Here is a 17,888-nt window from a genome sequence, read left to right on the forward strand (position 1 = left end):
GAGCGGCTACCGCGTCCGGGCCGAGCGACTGCCGATCATCGACCCGCAGCCGCGGCTCGAGGACGACCGCTGGCCCGCGAAGGCGTTCGTCGGCGAGGTCGTCCCCTTCGCCGCCACGGCCTTCCGCGAGGGGCACGACCTCATCGGCGTCGACCTCCTGCTGCGCTCGCCGTCCGGGGCCGAGTCGGAGCACCGCATGTCGCTCCTCGCGACCGGCACCGACCGCTACGGGCGCCTCGTGGCCCTCGACGAGGAGGGCGATTGGAGCTACCGCATCCGCGCCTACGCCGACGACTGGGCGACCTGGCTCCACACGGCCGAGGTCAAGATCCCGGCCGGCCTGGACATCGACGTCACCTTCGCCATCGGCGAGGGCCTGCTGCGCAGCGGCGCCGACGACTCCTTGCGGCCCGAGGGCGAGCGCGGCCTGCTCTCCGACACCGCCGCCCGCGTCGGCGACACCACGCTGAGCGCCGAGGAGCGCCTCGCCGCGGCGACCGATCCCGCCGTCCACGGCGCGCTCGACGCCCGCCCGGTGATGAGCCTCACCAGCGTCTCGGAGCCGCGCACCGTCCACGTCGAGCGCACCCGCGCCGGCGTCGGCGCCTGGTACGAGTTCTTCCCCCGATCCGAGGGCGCCGTGCGCCACGAGGACGGGACCGTGACCAGCGGATCCTTCCGCACCGCGATCGACCGCCTCCCCGCTGTGGCCGCGATGGGCTTCGACGTGCTCTACCTGCCGCCGATCCACCCCATCGGCCGCTCCTTCCGCAAGGGCCCGAACAACACGCTCGACGCCGGCGAGAACGACCCCGGCTCGCCGTGGGCGATCGGCTCGGCCGAGGGCGGCCACGACGCGATCCACCCGGACCTCGGCACCGAGGACGACTTCCGCGCCTTCCACGCCGCGGTCGAGGCCGCGGGCCTCGAGCTCGCCCTCGACTTCGCCCTGCAGGCCTCGCCCGACCATCCCTGGGTCACCAGCCACCCCGAGTGGTTCACGACGCTCCCCGACGGCTCGATCGCCTACGCCGAGAACCCGCCGAAGAAGTACCAGGACATCTACCCGATCAACTTCGACAACGACCCCGAGGGCATCCGTCAGGAGTCGCTGCGGGTCCTGCGGCACTGGATCGACCTGGGCGTGCGGATCTTCCGCGTCGACAACCCCCACACGAAGCCGCTCGACTTCTGGGAGTGGATCATCCACGAGGTCAACGCCGAGCACCCCGAGGTCGTCTTCCTCGCGGAGGCGTTCACCCGCCCCGCGATCATGCGCGCGCTCGGCAAGGTCGGCTTCCAGCAGTCGTACTCGTACTTCACCTGGCGCAACACCAAGGAGGAGCTCGGCGAGTTCTTCACGAGCATCTCCCACGAGACGGCCGACTACATGCGGCCGAACCTCTTCGTGAACACTCCGGACATCCTCACCGAGTACCTCCAGTACGGCGGCCGCTCGGCGTACAAGGTGCGGGCGGCCCTGGCCGCGACCGCGTCGCCGCTGTGGGGGGTCTACGCCGGCTACGAACTGGTCGAGAACGTCGCTCGCCCCGGCGCCGAGGAGAACATCGACAACGAGAAGTACGAGTACAAGACGCGCGACTGGGCCGGCGCCGAGGAGTCGGGCCGCTCGCTGGCGCCGTACATCACGCGCCTCAACGAGATCCGGCGCTCGCACCCCGCGCTCGGGCAGCTGCGGAACCTGCACGTGCACGGCAGCGACGACGACGCGATCCTCGTCTACTCCAAGCACCTGCAGGCCGCGTTCACGGGCACCGGGACCGACGACACGATCATCGTCGTCGTCAACACCGACCCGCACTCGGCCCGCGAGACCACGGTCCACCTCGACCTGCCCGCGATCGGGCTCGACTGGAGCGCGACCTTCGAGGTCGAGGACCTGATCACCGGCGCCGTCTGGACCTGGGGCAGCGACGACTACGTGCGGCTCGACTCGTTCGTCGAGCCCGTGCACATCCTGAGCGTGAAGGCGGACGAGCGATGAGCGGAACCACCCCCGAGGGCACGAGCCCGGCCGAGGAGGCGGGCCTCGGCGCGCACGCCGAGACGGTCCCCACGACGGGCACCAGCTCGGCGCCCACCTCCGGCCACGGCGCGCACGTCGCCGACGCGGCGTCCGACGCACGACAGCACCCCGGAGCGGACGGCGAGAACGCGCGCAGCTACGCGGTCGAGACGGTCCCGGAGGCGCCTCAGCCGGTCGCGGGCGACGACGCCGTGACCGTCGAGCGCGACGCCGACGACGCGGAGTCCGCTCCGGTCGGCAGCGGGGCCGAGGGCGACCTGCCCGACGACACGGACGCCGCTGATTCCGTCGCAGCGGACAGCGCCGCTCCCGTCGAGACGACCGCGGACCCCGCATCCGCTTCGGGCCCCGTCGACGGCACCGCTGCGATCGCGCTGCCCGACATCCCCGAGTGGGTGCTGCAGCAGCTCGCCACCGGCAGCAACGCGCTCCCCCACGACGTCCTGGGCCAGCACCTCGTCGCGGCCCCCGGCGTCTCCGACCCGGTGACGGTCGTCCGCGTGCGCCGCCCGCTCGCCGAGAAGGTCGCCGTGGTGCTCGCCACCGGCGCCCGCGTCGAGCTCAGCCACCTCAGCGACGGGATCTGGCAGGGCTTCCACGTCCTCGGTCCGCAGGCGTACACCGTCGAGGCCCGCTACGGCGGCGGCGGCGAGTGGACCGCGGAGGACCCCTACCGCTTCTCGAAGACGGTCGGTGACTTCGACCTCTACCTCATCGGCGAGGGCCGCCACGAGCGCCTCTGGGAGGCGCTCGGCGCCCGTCACCGCGAGCACGAGGGGGTCTGGGGCACGAGCTTCGCCGTCTGGGCTCCGCACGCCCAGGCCGCTCGGGTCGTCGGCGACTTCAACGACTGGAACGGCGAGGGCCACTCCCTCCGCAACCTCGGGACGACCGGGGTCTGGGAGATCTTCGTCCCGGGCGTCGAGCCCGGAGCCTCCTACAAGTTCGACCTGCTCTCGCGTGACGGCCACTGGGTCCGCAAGGCCGACCCGATGGCCCGCGCCGCGGAGGTGCCGCCCGCGACGGCGTCCAAGGTCCCCGTCTCGCACCACCAGTGGGGCGACTCCGGCTGGATGGAGAAGCGAGCCTCGGTCGATCCGCACACGCAGCCGCTCAGCGTCTACGAGATGCACCTCGGCTCCTGGCGTCCGGGACTGGGCTACCGCGACCTCGCGGACCCGCTGATCGAGTACGTCACCGAGCTCGGCTTCACTCACGTGGAGTTCATGCCGCTCGCCGAGCACCCGTTCGGCGGCTCCTGGGGCTACCAGGTCACCGGCTACTACGCCGCCTCGAGCCGCTTCGGCACGGCCGACGACCTCAAGTACCTGATCGACCGTCTGCACCAGGCCGGCATCGGCGTCATCGTCGACTGGGTGCCCGGGCACTTCCCCAAGGACGACTTCGCCCTCGCCCGCTTCGACGGCGAGCCGCTCTACGAGCACCCGGACTGGCGCCGCGGCGAGCAGATGGACTGGGGCACCTACGTCTTCGACTTCGGGCACGCCCAGGTGCGCAACTTCCTCGTCGCGAACGCCCTGTTCTGGCTCGAGGAGTTCCACGTCGACGCCCTGCGAGTGGACGCCGTCGCCTCGATGCTCTACCTCGACTACTCCCGCAAGGAGGGCGAGTGGCTGCCGAACCAGTACGGCGGACGCGAGCACCTCGAGGCGATCAGCTTCCTCCAGGAGGTCAACGCCACGGCCTACAAGCTGCACCCCGGCATCATGATGATCGCCGAGGAGTCGACGAGCTGGCCCGGCGTCACCCAGCCCACCAGCTCCGGCGGCCTCGGCTTCGGGCTCAAGTGGAACATGGGCTGGATGCACGACTCGCTCGACTACATGGCGAACGACCCGCTCTGGCGCCAGTACCACCTGGGCGAGATCACCTTCTCGTTCGTCTACGCCTTCAGCGAGAAGTTCGTCCTGCCGATCAGCCACGACGAGGTCGTGCACGGCAAGGGCTCGCTGATCCAGAAGATGCCGGGCGACCACTGGCAGCAGCTCGCGAACGTGCGCGCCTACCTCGCCTTCATGTGGGCCCACCCCGGTAAGCAGCTGCTCTTCATGGGCCAGGAGTTCGGCCAGTACTCCGAGTGGAGCGAGGAGCGGGGCCTGGACTGGTGGATCCTCGATCAGCCGAGCCACCGCGGTCTCTGGAGCCTCGTCGGTCAGCTGAACCGCGTGTACCGCGACTCGCCGTCGCTCTGGGAGCTCGACCACGAGCAGTCGGGCTTCGAGTGGATCGACGGCGGCGCGGCGGCGGCCAACGTCGTCTCGTTCCTGCGCAAGGACAGCGAGGGTCGCCCGATCGCCGTCATCGCCAACTTCTCGGGCTCGCCCGTGCACGGCTACCGCGTGAGCCTGCCCACGGCCGGCCGCTGGGAGGAGCTCGTCAACACGGACGCCGAGATCTACGGCGGCAGCGGAGTCGGGAACTTCGGAGCGGTCGAGGCTCGCGAGGAGCCGTGGGCCGGCCGCCCGGCTTCCGCCGAGCTGGTCCTGCCCCCGCTGGCCGTGCTCTACCTGCGACCCGCCGACTGATCGGTCCCCGCACGGAAGAGGCCGCCCGCCGCGACGATCGTCGCGAGCGGGCGGCCTCTCGGCGTTCCGGCCGGCGTCAGTAGAGCAGGCCGGTGAGCCGGGCCCGAGCCTTGTTGACGCGCGGGTCGGTCTGACCGACGATCTCGAAGAGCTCCAGGAGGCGCGCGCGGACGGCGGCCTTCCCGTCGGCGTCGAGGCGCGGGAACATCGAGAGCAGCCGGTCGAAGGCGTCCTCGACGTGGCCACCCGAGACGTCGAGGTCGGCGACGGCGAGCTGCGCGTCGAGGTTCGACGGCTCCGCCGCGGCGGTCGAGCGGATGTCGTCGAGCGTGCGGCCCTGGAGGCGGGCCAGTAGCCGCACCTGAGCGAGACCGGCGACCGCGAGGTCGTCGCGCGGGTTCTGCGCGATGGCGGTCTCGTACTCGGTGATCGCCGCGGCGTAGTCGCCCCGGTCGATCGCGTCGTAGGCCTCCTGGTGGTGCGGCGGCAGCGGCTCCGTCTCGGGCTCCGCGCCCTCGGCGGGAGCGGCTCCCTCCACCGGCACCGTGCCCGTCACACCGTTCTGAGCGGCGAGCTGGAGGACCTGCTCGAGCAGGTCGCGCAGCTGCTCCTCGGCGACGAGGCCGCTGAACAGGGGCACCGGGCGGCCGCCGATGATCGCGGCGACCGTCGGCACGGACTGCACCTGGAACGCCTGCGCCAGCTGCGGGCTCGACTCCACGTCGACCCCGACGAGCACGAACGCGCCGGCGTACGAAACGACGACCTTCTCGAGCAGCGCGGTCATGCTCTGGCTCTGGTCCGACCAGGAGCCGCGCAGGTCGACGATCACCGGCACGCGAGAGGAGAGCTGGACCACCTGGTCGAACTCGGCGTCGCCGGCGGTCAGCAGCAGAGGATTCGCGCCGGGCGCGCCTCCGGGAGCGGCGGGCGCGGCCGGGGCGCCGGCGGAGGCGGCGGGCGGGGTGCGGCGGTTCACCAGCGACGAGAGGTCGACGGCGCCGCGGAGGTTTCCAGGCAGGGGCGGGACGGTGCTCACGGCAGCTGCACCACCGAGACGAGTCCCTGGCTCCATCCGAGCATCACGATCTTCTCCTCCGATCCGACGGGCGGTACGTAGAACAGCAGTTGGTATCCGTAGGTGGTCTCGATGCCGGTCGTCGACTTGTCCGTGCCCAGCAGGGTCTGCGAGGCGCCGGAGGTCGAGACGGTCGAGCCCTCGGCAGTGGGGCGGACGGTCGACGTCTCGGCGATGCTCGCCGCGACGAGGGCCCCCGAGTCGTTCGTCGCGAGCGCGATCGTCGGCGACGTGCCGGCGGCGTTCGAGAACTCGATCGAGGCGGTGTCCGGCAGCGCCTCGCGGTCGGCGTTCTTCTTGTCGACGCCGACCTGCCCCCGGAGGGTGTCGCCGTCGGCCGCGAAGAGCTCGGCGTACTGGCTCGAGTCGCCGTTGGCGAGCACGTCCGCGTACGCGGAGCCGACCGACTGCGGGGCGAGCTTCATCAGGCGCGAGTCGGGCGCCACGATCGACGTGCCGACGGTGACGGGCGCGACGTCGGGGATGCGCGCGTTGGCCTCGAGCGAGATGGCGTAGTCGACCTTGTAGTCGACGCGCGGGCTCGCCTGGCTCATCATCAGCGCGATCGGGGCCTGGGTGGTGTCCGTCGAGTTCTGCACGACGGCGGTCACCAGGCGCGGCCACGACTCCGTGTCCTGCGGGAGCACCAGGCTCACCGGGGAGGCCGGGATCGTCTGCGGCGGGTCGATCGTCCCGCCCTTGGCGACGACGTCGTAGTTGGTGGTGCGCTCGGTGAGCGCCTCGCCCTGGAAGCGCTCGGCGAGGATCCCGGCGTCCCGGGCGGCGTCGGCGCGCGACGCGACATCGGCGACCTCGGCGACGACGGCCTCCGCCTGCTGCGTGGTGACCACGGGGGTCGGCTCGGCCGAGACCGGCTCTGCCCCCGCGGTCGCCGTGGCGGACGCGGTCGGCGCCTCGCTCGCGCCCGCGGCGAGATCCGGCCAGTAGTCGGAGCTGCAGCCGGAGAGGAGGACCGTCGTCCCGAGGACGACGGGCAGCACCAGGGCCGCGCGGCGGCGCGAGGGCGCCGGCGACGCCGTGGAGGCCTGGATCCCGGCACGCGGCCGGGGACGGCGGGCACCGCGGGGGATCCGGCCCTGCGGTCCCTTCCGGCGCGGGCCGTGCTGGCGGCGCAGGTGGACGAAGGCCCAGATGTAGAGGACGAGCCCGAGGAGGAGGAACACGGCTCCTCCCAGCAGCAGCGGGCCGGCGAGGGGCGTCGCGGTGTCCACGGGCCAGCTGACGCGCACGGAGTCGGCTGCCGGCGCGGTGCCGTCGCTCGCGATGAGGATGGAGACGTCCTCCGGCACGTCGAGCGCCAGGGTCACGCTGCCGCTCCCCTCGAACTCCTCGAGCCAGAGGTCGGAGCCGCGCGGATCGACGACCGCCGCGTCGGCGGTCTCGACGTCGGAGGAGAGCTGGACGCGCTCGCCCGTCTCCTCCGCGGAGGTGAGGGTGTCGTCGGCGCGCTCGTAGCCGATGGCGTCGTAGCTCGAGCCGCCCACCCAGCCCAGCACGTCGGAGGTCCGGGCGTAGGCGACGACGAGGTCGCCGCTGCCCTCGACCGTGATCGTCTGGCGTCCCGGGTTGGCGCCCAGGGTGCTGCCGTCGATCACCGCGTAGGGAGCGGAGGAGTCGAGCGCGGTCTCGGCCGTGAGGGACTCCGGAGGAGCCCAGACCGTCCGCTGACCGATGCCGAGCACGATCATCGCGGCAGCGATGACGGTGGCGATGATGGCGAAGACGAACCGCACGAAAGAACTCCTCCTGCGTTGCCGGATCGGGGTGACGGCCGGGGCCGGCTCGGGGTACGCAGCCGGACCGGGGCGCGACGGCAACAGACAAAGACAGTCCACGATAGCCGATGCCCTCGCTCCGATGCCCGGGAGAAGCCGAGAGTGCGGCCCGAGCGGCGCGCGGTGCGGGTGTCGCCCCGGCCGCGGCCTCCCTGCTGAATACACTTTCCCAGTGCCGCGAGCCCCACCGCGGTCCTGCTCTGAAGGAGACGACGTGGCGAACGACGAGGCCGAATTCACCCAGGTGTTCCGTGGCTACGACCGGGACGAGGTCGACAAGGCCGTCCAGGGCCTGCGCCGCGAGCTCATCCACTCGAACACCCAGGCGGCCGAGAGCGGCCGCGAGGTGAAGCGCCTGTCCTCCCGGATCGAGGGCCTCGAGAAGGAGCTGCAGCAGGTCGGCACTCCCACCTACGCCGGCCTGGGCGCCAAGCTCGAGCACACCCTGCGCGTGGCCGAGGAGCAGTCCGAGCGGATCATCGCCCAGGCCGAGAACGACGCCTCCGCCCTCCGCCGCTCCACCCGCGACGACGGCGACCGCATCCTCCAGGAGGCGCGCGACGAGGCCGAGCGCCTGGTGACCGAGGCGCGCCGCCGTGCGGACCGGACCCGCGACGAGTCCGAGGCGCAGGCCGCGGCGACGCTCGGCAAGGCCGCCGACGACCGCGACGTGATGACCCAGGACGCCGTCCGCGAGGCCGCCGCGATCCGCGGCACCGTGGCGACCGAGGCCGCCGAGACCCGCGCCACCGCGAAGCGCGAGGCCGCCGCGATCCGCTCCGAGGCCGAGCGCGAGGCCGCGGAGATGCGCGCCGTCGCCGCCCGCGAGATCGAGGTCGCCCGCGCCGAGGCCGCCCGCCTCGCCCAGGCCAACGAGCTCCTGCGGGCCGAGGTCGCCTCCGAGGTGGACCGGCTCCGGGCGGCCGTCGAGGCCGAGGTCGCCCAGGCGCGCGCGGCGGTCGAGGCCGAGGTGCTCTCGACCCGCGCCGCGCTCGACGCCGAGGTCGCCGCAGTCCGCGCCGAGGGCGCGCGCGAGATCGCCGACCAGCGCACCCGGCTCACCCAGGAGCGCGCCGAGGCCGTCGCCGTGCTCGACGCCGAGCTGGCGGGCCTGCGCGCCGCGTCCGCCGACGAGGCCGCTGCGCTCTCGCGCGAGGTCGAGCAGGCCCGGATCGACCTGGTGGTCGAGCTCGCCGCGCGCCGCGAGGAGGCCGACCGCGACGACCTGCTCCGCCACCAGGAGGCCGTCGCGCAGACCCAGCGCTACCTCGACGAGTCGAACCTGCAGCTCGCCGACGCCATCCGACGCGCGAACGACAAGCGCCTCGAGGCGGACGCCCTCCGCAGCGACGCCCTCGACGACACGACGCGACTGCGCCGGAAGGCCCAGGACGACTCCGACGCCCTCCTCGACGACGCGCGCGACCAGGCGCAGAAGCTCGTCGCGGACGCGGAGCGCCGCAGCCGCGAGCTGATGGACACCGCCGAGCGGCGCCTCGACGAGATCCGCACCGAGCGCGACGCGATCGCCGGCTACGTGTCGGGACTGCGCGGGCTCATCGGCCACATCGACGGACTCGCGGACGACAGCGACGGCGACGGCTCCGACGGCAGCGGCCCTGACGGCAGCGGCTCCGACGGCGGCTCGTCCGGCCGCTAGGCGGCCGCCGCGCGGGCGGGCTCAGCCGAGCTCGCCCGCCCACTCCGTCGGCAGCGGGGACGAGGCGGGCGCGACCACGCGCACGATCTCGTCGAGGACCCGGCGGGTCTGCGCCTCGCCGACCCAGAGGTGCTTCCCGCCCTCCACGGCGACGAGGTCCAGCTGCGGCACGCTCGCGAAGCGCTCGGCGGCCGCCTCCGGCCGCAGGTAGTCGTCGAACTCCGGGACGAGCGCCACGAGCGGGCGGCCGTCCTCGCCCCAGGCGGCGACCTCCTCCGCGCTCGTGCGGTGCAGCGGCGGCGAGAGCAGGATCGCTCCCTCGACGGGGTGCTCCCTCCCCCACTTCAGCGCGAGCTCGGTGCCGAAGGACCAGCCGACCAGCCAGGGGTGCGGCAGTCCGCGGTCCGCGACGAGGGCCAGGGCTGCGGCGACGTCGGCGCGCTCCTCGATGCCGTGTCCGAACGCGCCCTCGCTCGTGCCGCGCGGCGACGCGGTGCCGCGGGTGTTGAAGCGGAGGACCGCCAGGTCGGCGAGCGCGGGCAGCCGGGCGGCGGCCTTCCGCAGGATGTGCGAGTCCATGAAGCCGCCGTGGGTGGGCAGCGGATGCAGGGTGACCAGGGTCGCGACCGGCTCGTGCTCCAGGGGCAGCGCGAGCTCCCCCACCAGGGTCAGGCCGTCGGAGGTGTGCAGCTCGACGTCCTCGCGGCGGGCGGGGAGGACGACGCCTCCGCGGATCTCGTGGGTCATCGTGCTCCTCGGATTCTCCAGCAGTGCGTGTGCCAGTGGCGGCGGCCGGCCAGGTCGGCCGCGTCGCCGAGCGCGCCGTCGGCCCGCCAGGTGACCAGGTGCGGCTGGCCGATGTCGATGGTGAGCCCGCAGCCCGGGCAGAGGTAGTTCTTCACGGCCCGCGCTGCGGAGACGGGCTGGACGTTCCACTCCCGGCCGGCGTGCGACTCGGTGCGCCGGAAGCCGGCGAGCATCTGCGAGAGGTCGCGCTGCTCGTCGTCGTCGTCACGGCGGCCGCCCCGGGGTCTGTTGCTGCGCGGCATCTCCCCAGTCTAGGAGGCCGCCGCCGGGCCCCTCCCGTCAGTGGGAGCTGTCGTCCATCTCGAGCCGGGTCTCCTCGGCGTCGAGCATCAGCTGCGCCCGCCGCAGCGTCCGCGAGGAGTAGACCCCGCGCCCCCGGGCGTCCAGCAGTGCCTCCCGCTCGGCGAGCAGGACCGCTCGGCGCAGCCGCAGGTACTGCGCGTGCGGGCCGAGGGGCGCATCCTCCGCGCGGCCGACCTGCTCCCACGCCACCTGCGAGCGGGTCAGAGTGTCGCGGCGCACGCGCTCGAGGACGCGCTCGCCCGCCTCGCCGTCGGGCAGCTCCGCCACCGCCTCGGGGAGGGCCTGGATGCCCGTGGCCGCGACCTCGTCGAGCAGCGTCGCGAGCTCGCGGCGGTTGGCTTCTCCGTCGGTGCCCTGGATGCCGGTGAGCCGGATCAGCGCGGGGAGCGTCGCACCCTGCAGGAGCAGCGTCACGACGGCGACGGTGAAGGCGATCAGGATCAGCTGGGAGCGGTAGGGAGTCTCGTCCGGCAGCGACTGGGCCGCGGCGAGCGTGACCACGCCGCGCATCCCGGACCAGGACAGGACGACTCCTCCGCGCCAGCCGAACGCCTCGCTCGTGGTCGCGGCCAGATCGGTCTCGCGCCGGAGGTAGAGCCGCTCCGCTCTCACCTGCCGCCGCCGGAAGCGCTCGTCGCTGGTGGCGCTGTTGCGCAGTCGCATGAGGCCCACCGCCAGCCGCCGGTTGATCCGCTCCGCCCGCCGACCGGAGCTGCGCAGCCACAGGAGCAGCGGCCACACGAAGAGGGCCCGCAGCACGATCAGGATGACCACGGTGGCCAGACCCAGCAGCACCGCGGTGCCCACTCCGAACTCGCCCGGGTCCACGACCCCGGAGACGATCGCCTTGATCTCGGCGCCCATGAGCAGGAAGACGCCGTTCTCGAGCAGGAACTGCGCCGTCCGCCAGTTCACCCGCTCGCTGATCCGCGACTGCGGCGAGAGGAAGCGCGCGCTGTTGTGCCCCGTGTAGATCCCGGTGACCACGACGGCGAGCACCCCGGACGCGCCCAGCTCCTCGGCCGGGATGTAGGCCAGGAACGGCACGGCGAAGGACACGGCAGTGTCGAGCACCGGGTCCCGCAGCTTCGAGCGCACGAAGACGGTGAGCACGCCCATCACCAGTCCGAGGACGATCGCCATCAGGACGGAGTAGACGAAGAGGACCCCCACCTCGCCCACGTCGATCGCGTCGGTCGTGACGGAGGCGCCGACCACGGCCGCCGCAGCCGTCGCGGCGCGCAGCAGCACCAGCGCCGACGCGTCGTTCACGAGGCTCTCGCCCTCGAGCACCGTCACCAGGCGGGGCGGGAGTCCGAGCTTCTTGCCGATCGAGGTCGCGGCCACCGCGTCGGTCGGGCTCACGACGGCGCCCAGAGCGATCGCCGCGGGCAGGCTCAGATCGGGGAACACGAGGTAGAGGAAGCCGCCGACCACGAGGGCGGTCACGACGACCAGCAGCACCGAGAGCCCGAAGATCGAGCGCAGGTTCCGCCGGAAGTCGGTGAGGGGCACCTGGATCGCGGCCGAGTACAGCAGCGGCGGCAGCACGCCCGCGAGGATCAGCTCAGGCTCGACCTCGATGTCCGGGACCCCGGGGAGGTAGGACGCGCCGATACCGATGACGACCAGGAGCAGCGGTGCGGCGATCCCGAGGCGGCTCGAGAACCGCGCGACGGTGACGACCGTGATGATCCCGACGACCCCGAGCAGCGCGTAATCCACGGCACCAGGGTAGCGAGAGCCTCAGCCCGCCGGACGCGGTGCCGAGCGGAGGGGAACGATCAGTACCAGCCGACCGATTCGGAGTGGGCCCAGGCACCGCAGGGCGAGCCGTAGCGGCCGGAGATGTAGCCGAGGCCCCAGGTGATCTGGGTGCTCGCGTTGGTCGCCCAGTCGGAGCCGGCCGACGCCATCTTGCTGCCGGGGAGTGCCTGCGGGATGCCGTAGGCACCGCTGGACTTGTTCTCGGCGTAGACGTTCCAGCCGGACTCGCGGTTCCAGAGGAGGACGAGGCAGTCGTACTCGCTGTCGGCCCAGCCGCGCTGCACGATCATGTCGTACGCGATCGCCTTCGCGGATCCGGGATCCGGAGCGGCGGCGCGCTGGACGGGAGCGGCGGTCTCGGCCTCGGCGGAGCCCGACTCCTCCTCGTCGACGGTCGCGGAAGCGGTCTGAGTCTCGGTCGGAGTGGGCGTCGGGGTCGGAGTGGGCGTCGGCTTCGCCTCGGCGCCGAACGAGTCGCGCTGGACGGTCCGCTCGACGGCGTCCGCGACGACGAGCCGCTGCGCGGAGTCGCCGTTGAAGCGCGCCGGGGCCTGGTAGTAGGGGGAGGCGACCGCGCCGCTGGACGGATCGACGACGTTCACCATGGCGAACGCGATCGACGCCGTGAAGGCCAGCACCGTCACCGGGATCCGAGCCCAGGAGCGCCGCACCGGGGTCTGGTGCGGGACCGCCGGGCGACCGCTGGTGCGGTTCGCGGGCGTGTGGGCGACGGAGGTCTGAGGATGCTGAGCCACGATTACGAAAGCATAACGGACGATGACCTGATCGGCCAGCAGATCCGGCTCCGGTCAGCGGACCGCCAGCATCACATCGACGACCGTGTCGAGCAGCAGGTCGACCTGCGCCTCGGCGTACCCGCCGCGCTGCGGGGCGAAGGAGACGGTCCGCACGTCGTCCACGGTCAGCACCGATCCGTCACGGAAGTACCCGGAGATCCGGTCGGCGAAGGCGTCGACCTGGCGGATGTTGTAGCCCGTCGTGAGAGCGCCGGCCCGGGTGAACCGCTCGCGGGGAGCGCGGGCCAGCCGGTTCACGATCTCCTGGGCGGTCGACCGCGCGTCCGCGAGCCACGCCTCCTCGCCCCGGGCCGCGATCGCGTACTGGCGCTCCCGCAGGGCGAAGGCGTCCTCGAGGCGCTCGAGCGCCGCATCGACGTGGGGCGCGGAGTAGCCGCCCTTGCGCAGGGTGAACGCGGTGTGGCGCAGGTCGGCGGCGCGGAGGTCCGCCGGTCCCCCGGAGAGCTGCGAGTAGGCCTCGCGCGCCGACGCGAGGAAGGAGTCGACCTCGGCCGTGTCGTAGCCGGGACGGGACTCGCGGGCTCGGGGGAAGGGAGCGGTCATCCCGACATCATGCCAAGCCGCGCGCCGGGAGCGGAATCGGCACGCCCCGGTGAGGCGTGCGCTCAGTGGGCGAAGAGGAAGTACAGCACGTAGGCTGCTGCGGCCGACGGCAGGATCGAGTCCAGCCGGTCGAGGACTCCTCCGTGGCCGGGCAGCCAGGAGCTCATGTCCTTGATGCCGATGTCGCGCTTGATCAGCGACTCGGCGAGGTCGCCGAGCGTCGCGGTGAGCAGCACCACGGCCCCGAACACCGCACCGACCCACCAGGGCTGGCCGAGCATCAGCAGGGCGAGCAGGACGCCGACGACGATCCCCGCGACGGCCGCACCGGCGAACCCCTCCCAGGTCTTCTTCGGGCTGATCCGCGGTGCCATCGGGTGCTTGCCCCAGGTGAGTCCGCTCACGTAGGCGCCGGTGTCGACGACGATCACGAGCACCAGGAACGCGAACGCCCAGAGCTGGCCGCCGGGCTCGGCGACGAGACGGATCGCGAAGGCGCCGAGGAAGGTCGTATAGCCCTGGACGAACGCGCCGAGGCCGATGTCGAGGGCGAGGTCCCTCCGGCTGGAGGCGGTGCGCCGGAAGAGCTGCTCCCCCAGCCGCCAGAGGCCGACGAGGACGGATCCGCCGAGGACCGTGGCCCACGCGGCGCCGAGGCCGCCGTAGTAGGCGGCCGGCACGGCGACGACCGCCACGATCCCGGTCGGGATGCGCGGGATGTCGCGACCGGCGTGGCGCAGGGCGTTCGAGAGCTCCAGCGCCGCGAGCAGCACCACCACCCCCGCGAGCACCATGAAGAGCTCCTTGACCAGGAGGAGGCTGACGACCATCGCGCCGCCGCCGAGGAGTCCGATCGCGGTCGCCGACACGAGGTTCCGGCCCGACCGCGCGGTGAGACGGTCGTTCGTCGCCTCGAGCTGGGCACGGGTCGCCTCGAGCTGGCGCTCGACGTCGGCCCGGCCCTGCTGGGCGCGCGCACGCAGCGCGTCGCGGGTGACCATCCGGGATCCCCGGGCACCCGGGACGTGCGGAGACGGTCTCTTCTCGCCGCCCTCGGGTCCTTCGGGGATCTCGGGCACCGCTACACCTCGAGCAGTTCGGATTCCTTGCGCTTGAGCGCCTCGTCGATCGCGTCGACGTGCTGCTTCGTGAGCGCCTCGAGCTCCTTCTCGCCGCGGGAGAGCTCGTCGTCGCCGACGTCGCCCTTCAGCGCGTCGAGGTCGTCCTTGCCCTTGCGGCGGATGTTGCGCACCGCGATCTTGGCGTCCTCGGCCTTGGTGCGGACGATCTTGACGAACTCCTTGCGGCGCTCGGCGGTGAGCTCCGGCAGGGTCACCCGGATGATCGTGCCGTCGTTGGTCGGGTTCGCGCCGAGGTTCGGCATGTCCCGGATGGCCTGCTCGATGTCGCGGAGCGAGCCCTTGTCGTAGGGCGTCAGGACGAGCGTGCGGGCCTCCTGGTTCTGCATCGAGGCGAGCTGCGACAGCGGCGTCGGGGTGCCGTAGTAGCTCACCAGCACCTTCTGGAACATGCCGGGGTTCGCGCGTCCGGTGCGGACCGTGGAGAAGTCCTCCTTGGCGACCTCGACGGCCTTGCCCATCTTGGTCTTCGCGTCGGCCAGTACATCCGAGATCACAGGGAGCTCCTTAAGAGAGGGAAGTGGTCAGTCTAGTTCGAGACGAGCGTGCCGAGCTCGGCGCCGCGGATGGCCTTCGCGACGTTGCCCGAGGGCTCCATGCCGAAGACCTGCATCGGCATGCCGTTGTCCATGCAGAGGCTGAACGCGGTGGAGTCGACCACCTTGAGGCCCCGCTGGAGCGCCTCCTGGTAGGTCAGCGCGTCGAGCTTCTTCGCGTCGGGGTTCGTCCGCGGGTCGGCGTCGTACACGCCGTCCACGCCGTTCTTGGCGACGAGGACCACGTCGGCGTGCGTCTCGAGCGCGCGCTGCGCGGCGACCGTGTCGGTCGAGAAGTACGGGAGTCCGGCGCCGGCGCCGAAGATGACGACGCGGCCCTTCTCCATGTGCCGGATCGCCCGGCGGGGGATGTAGGGCTCCGCGACCTGCGTCATCGCGATCGCTGACTGCACGCGCGTCTCGGCGCCCGCCTGCTCGAGGAAGTCCTGGAGGGCGAGGGCGTTCATCACCGTGCCCAGCATGCCCATGTAGTCGGCCCGGCCGCGGTCCATGCCGCGCTGCGAGAGCTCGGCTCCGCGGAAGAAGTTGCCGCCGCCGACGACCACCGAGATCTCCACCTCGGTCGCGGCATCGGCGATCTCGCGCGCCAGGGCGCTGATCACGTCAGGGTTCACGCCGAGCGTGCCGGCTCCGAACGCCTCCCCCGACAGCTTCAGAAGCACCCTGCGGCGCTTGCCCGTCGTCATCGCATCCGTCTCCGTCATGGACGTTTCCTCCCGTAGACCCGTACAAACCTATCCCGCGCGGAGCGGGCCCCGCGACCACGCCCGGGGCCGCCCCGGGCAGAGCGAAGGGAGCCCGGGTCGACTGAACGACCCGGACTCCCTCCTGCAGTGCTGTTAGGCGCCGACCTTGAAACGGGCGAAGCCCGACACGGTCAGGCCCGCGTCGCTCAGGACCTTGCTGACGGACAGCTTGTTGTCCTTCGCGTAGTCCTGGTCGAGCAGCGCGACCTGCTTGAAGTACGCGTTCACGCGTCCCTCGATGATCTTCGGCAGGGCGGCCTCGGGCTTGCCCTCGCCGCGCGAGATCTCCTCGACGATGCGGCGCTCGTTGTCGACCTCGGACTGCGGCACGTCCTCGCGCGAGAGGTAGGACGGGTTCGCGAACGAGATGTGCTGGGCGACGGAGCGCGCGGTCTCGGCGTCCTCGCCCGCGTAGCCGACGACCACGCCGACCTGCGGGGGCAGGTCCTTGTTCGTCTTGTGGAGGTAGATCGCGAAGTGCTCGCCCGAGACGGAGGCCACGCGGCGCAGCTCCACCTTCTCGCCGAGGATCGCGGCCTCGTCGTTGATCAGGTCGGCGACGGTCTTGCCGTCGGCGGGGGCCGCGAGGGCCTCCTCGACCGTGGTGGAGCCGGCGGCGACGACCGCGGCGAGCACGGCGTCGGCGAGGGCGATGAACTTCGTGCCCTTGGCGACGAAGTCGGTCTCGCACGCGAGCTCGATCATCGTGGCGACGCCGTCCTTCTCGGCGGCGGCGACGAGGCCCTCGCTCGTCGAGCGGTCGGCGCGCTTCGCGTTGCCCTTGGCGCCCTTGAGGCGGAGGATCTCGACCGCCTTGTCCAGGTCGCCGTCGGCCTCGACGAGCGCGTTCTTCGTGTCGACCATGCCGGTACCGAGCTGCTCGCGCAGCGTCTTGACGTCAGCGAGGCTGAAATTTGCCATGTTCTCGGAACTCCTCTTGGTTCGGAAACCTTGTGGCGCCGTCACTCGCGGCGGGCTCACGGGAGGAGCCCAGCACGCCGAGGTGACGGCGGTTCTTACTCGTGGTGAACGTGCACCGACCGAGCGGGGGCCGGACGACCGCAGGTGCGGCGTCCGACCCCCGTCACGGAACGGGGTGTCAGGCGGTGGCGGTCTCGTCAGTCGAGGTCGCGACGGCGTCGGCCTCGGGGGCCTCCTCCGCGGCGGGGGTCTCGGCCTCGACGACGGCCTCGTCGGCGGTCTCGGCCTCGGCGTCGGCGACCTTCTCGGTCTCCGCGCCGGCCTGCTCGTTCGGCTCCTGCACGTCGGCGGCGGGCGCACCGGTGGAGAGCAGCTCCTGCTCCCACTCGGCCAGCGGCTCGACGGCGGAGACGTTGCCCTCGGCCTCGGGCTTCTGGTGGCGCTGGATGAGGCCCTCGGCCGCGGCGTCGGCGACGATGCGGGTGAGCAGGCTCACCGAGCGGATCGCGTCGTCGTTGCCCGGGATCGGGTACTGGACCTCGTCCGGGTCGCAGTTCGTGTCGAGGATGCCGATGACCGGGATGCCCAGCTTCTTGGCCTCGTCGATCGCGAGGTGCTCCTTCTTGGTGTCGACGACCCAGAGGGCCGACGGCGTCTTCGAGAGGTTGCGGATGCCGCCGAGCGACTTGTGCAGCTTGTCGAGCTCGCGCTTCTTGATGAGGAGCTCCTTCTTGGTGAAGCCGCTCTTCGACGTGTCGTCGAAGTCGAGCTCCTCCAGCTCCTTCATGCGGGCGAGGCGCTTCGAGACCGTCTGGAAGTTGGTCAGGAGGCCGCCGAGCCAGCGCTGGTTCACGTAGGGCTGGCCGACGCGGGTCGCCTGCTCCGAGATCGCGTTCTGCGCCTGCTTCTTGGTGCCGACGAAGAGGATGGTGCCGCCGTGGGCGACCGTCTCCTTGACGAAGTCGTAGGTCTTGTCGATGTAGGCAAGCGACTGCTGGAGGTCGATGATGTAGCTGCCCGAGCGCTCGGTCAGGATGAAGCGCTTCATCTTCGGGTTCCAGCGACGGGTCTGGTGCCCGAAGTGGACGCCGCTGTCGAGCAGCTGGCGCATGGTGACGACTGCCATGAGTCGTTCTCCTTGTCTCGGGGCCCGGGCGCAC

15 protein-coding genes are annotated in these 17,888 nt (G+C 72.1%); 3 read left to right on the top strand and 12 right to left on the bottom strand.

Annotated features, from left to right (window positions below):
* The first annotated feature begins 34 nt into the window (after positions 1-34).
* Together C5C30_RS09985 and glgB are read left to right on the top strand one after the other, a co-directional pair.
* The gene (locus tag C5C30_RS09985) at positions 35-2,005 is read left to right on the top strand and encodes an alpha-1,4-glucan--maltose-1-phosphate maltosyltransferase (protein WP_258065892.1); all 1,971 of its coding nucleotides are present in this window, start codon (positions 35-37) and stop codon (positions 2,003-2,005) included.
* Positions 2,002-4,593 carry a 1,4-alpha-glucan branching protein GlgB gene (gene glgB / locus C5C30_RS09990; protein ID WP_104333648.1) on the top strand — a complete coding sequence of 864 codons (2,592 nt, stop codon included), beginning with the start codon at positions 2,002-2,004 and terminating at the stop codon, positions 4,591-4,593. Before C5C30_RS09985 ends, glgB begins: the two co-directional genes overlap by 4 nt.
* Before the next feature lie 76 nt (positions 4,594-4,669).
* Here the strand turns inward: glgB and C5C30_RS09995 are convergent, their stop codons facing one another.
* The gene (locus C5C30_RS09995) at positions 4,670-5,632 is read right to left on the bottom strand and encodes a tetratricopeptide repeat protein (protein ID WP_104260593.1); all 963 of its coding nucleotides are present in this window, start codon (positions 5,630-5,632) and stop codon (positions 4,670-4,672) included.
* Positions 5,629-7,425 (bottom strand): hypothetical protein, encoded by a 1,797-nt coding sequence (locus C5C30_RS10000; protein ID WP_104292184.1) that lies wholly within the window; start codon positions 7,423-7,425, stop codon positions 5,629-5,631. Before C5C30_RS10000 ends, C5C30_RS09995 begins: the two co-directional genes overlap by 4 nt.
* A 256-nt stretch (positions 7,426-7,681) precedes the next feature.
* Here C5C30_RS10000 and C5C30_RS10005 point away from each other — a divergent pair, with 256 nt between their 5' ends.
* Positions 7,682-9,127 (top strand): DivIVA domain-containing protein, encoded by a 1,446-nt coding sequence (locus C5C30_RS10005; RefSeq protein WP_104262833.1) that lies wholly within the window; start codon positions 7,682-7,684, stop codon positions 9,125-9,127.
* A gap of 21 nt (positions 9,128-9,148) precedes the next feature.
* Here the strand turns inward: C5C30_RS10005 and C5C30_RS10010 are convergent, their stop codons facing one another.
* The 10 genes from C5C30_RS10010 to rpsB all read right to left on the bottom strand — a co-directional run bounded on the left by C5C30_RS10010 (position 9,149) and on the right by rpsB (position 17,854).
* Positions 9,149-9,874 carry an alpha/beta hydrolase gene (locus C5C30_RS10010; RefSeq protein ID WP_104260591.1) on the bottom strand — a complete coding sequence of 242 codons (726 nt, stop codon included), beginning with the start codon at positions 9,872-9,874 and terminating at the stop codon, positions 9,149-9,151.
* The gene (locus C5C30_RS10015; RefSeq protein WP_181027199.1) at positions 9,871-10,176 is read right to left on the bottom strand and encodes a hypothetical protein; all 306 of its coding nucleotides are present in this window, start codon (positions 10,174-10,176) and stop codon (positions 9,871-9,873) included. Before C5C30_RS10015 ends, C5C30_RS10010 begins: the two co-directional genes overlap by 4 nt.
* A gap of 37 nt (positions 10,177-10,213) precedes the next feature.
* Positions 10,214-11,962 (bottom strand): sodium:proton antiporter, encoded by a 1,749-nt coding sequence (locus C5C30_RS10020; protein WP_104333649.1) that lies wholly within the window; start codon positions 11,960-11,962, stop codon positions 10,214-10,216.
* Positions 11,963-12,021: 59 nt separating this feature from the next.
* Positions 12,022-12,759 carry a lytic transglycosylase domain-containing protein gene (locus tag C5C30_RS10025; protein ID WP_244229431.1) on the bottom strand — a complete coding sequence of 246 codons (738 nt, stop codon included), beginning with the start codon at positions 12,757-12,759 and terminating at the stop codon, positions 12,022-12,024.
* 54 nt (positions 12,760-12,813) lie between these two features.
* On the bottom strand, positions 12,814-13,365 hold the full coding sequence (locus tag C5C30_RS10030) for a DivIVA domain-containing protein (RefSeq protein WP_104226865.1): 552 nt from the start codon (positions 13,363-13,365) through the stop codon (positions 12,814-12,816).
* A gap of 62 nt (positions 13,366-13,427) precedes the next feature.
* Positions 13,428-14,366 (bottom strand): phosphatidate cytidylyltransferase, encoded by a 939-nt coding sequence (locus C5C30_RS10035; protein ID WP_104232500.1) that lies wholly within the window; start codon positions 14,364-14,366, stop codon positions 13,428-13,430.
* 80 nt (positions 14,367-14,446) lie between these two features.
* Positions 14,447-15,001, bottom strand: a complete 555-nt coding sequence (frr, locus tag C5C30_RS10040) for a ribosome recycling factor (RefSeq protein WP_104333650.1) — start codon at positions 14,999-15,001, stop codon at positions 14,447-14,449.
* A 32-nt stretch (positions 15,002-15,033) separates the two neighbouring features.
* The gene (gene pyrH / locus C5C30_RS10045) at positions 15,034-15,747 is read right to left on the bottom strand and encodes a UMP kinase (RefSeq protein WP_374952923.1); all 714 of its coding nucleotides are present in this window, start codon (positions 15,745-15,747) and stop codon (positions 15,034-15,036) included.
* 153 nt (positions 15,748-15,900) lie between these two features.
* Positions 15,901-16,728, bottom strand: coding sequence for a translation elongation factor Ts (tsf, locus tag C5C30_RS10050; RefSeq protein ID WP_104223895.1), 828 nt, complete (start codon positions 16,726-16,728; stop codon positions 15,901-15,903).
* Positions 16,729-16,906: 178 nt separating this feature from the next.
* Complete coding sequence (gene rpsB, locus C5C30_RS10055) at positions 16,907-17,854, bottom strand: 30S ribosomal protein S2 (protein WP_104333651.1); 948 nt, start codon at positions 17,852-17,854, stop codon at positions 16,907-16,909.
* Between the last annotated feature and the right edge of the window lie 34 nt (positions 17,855-17,888).

The sequence above is a fragment of the Rathayibacter sp. AY2B5 genome (assembly GCF_002931645.1).
In the GTDB taxonomy this organism is placed as follows: domain Bacteria; phylum Actinomycetota; class Actinomycetes; order Actinomycetales; family Microbacteriaceae; genus Rathayibacter.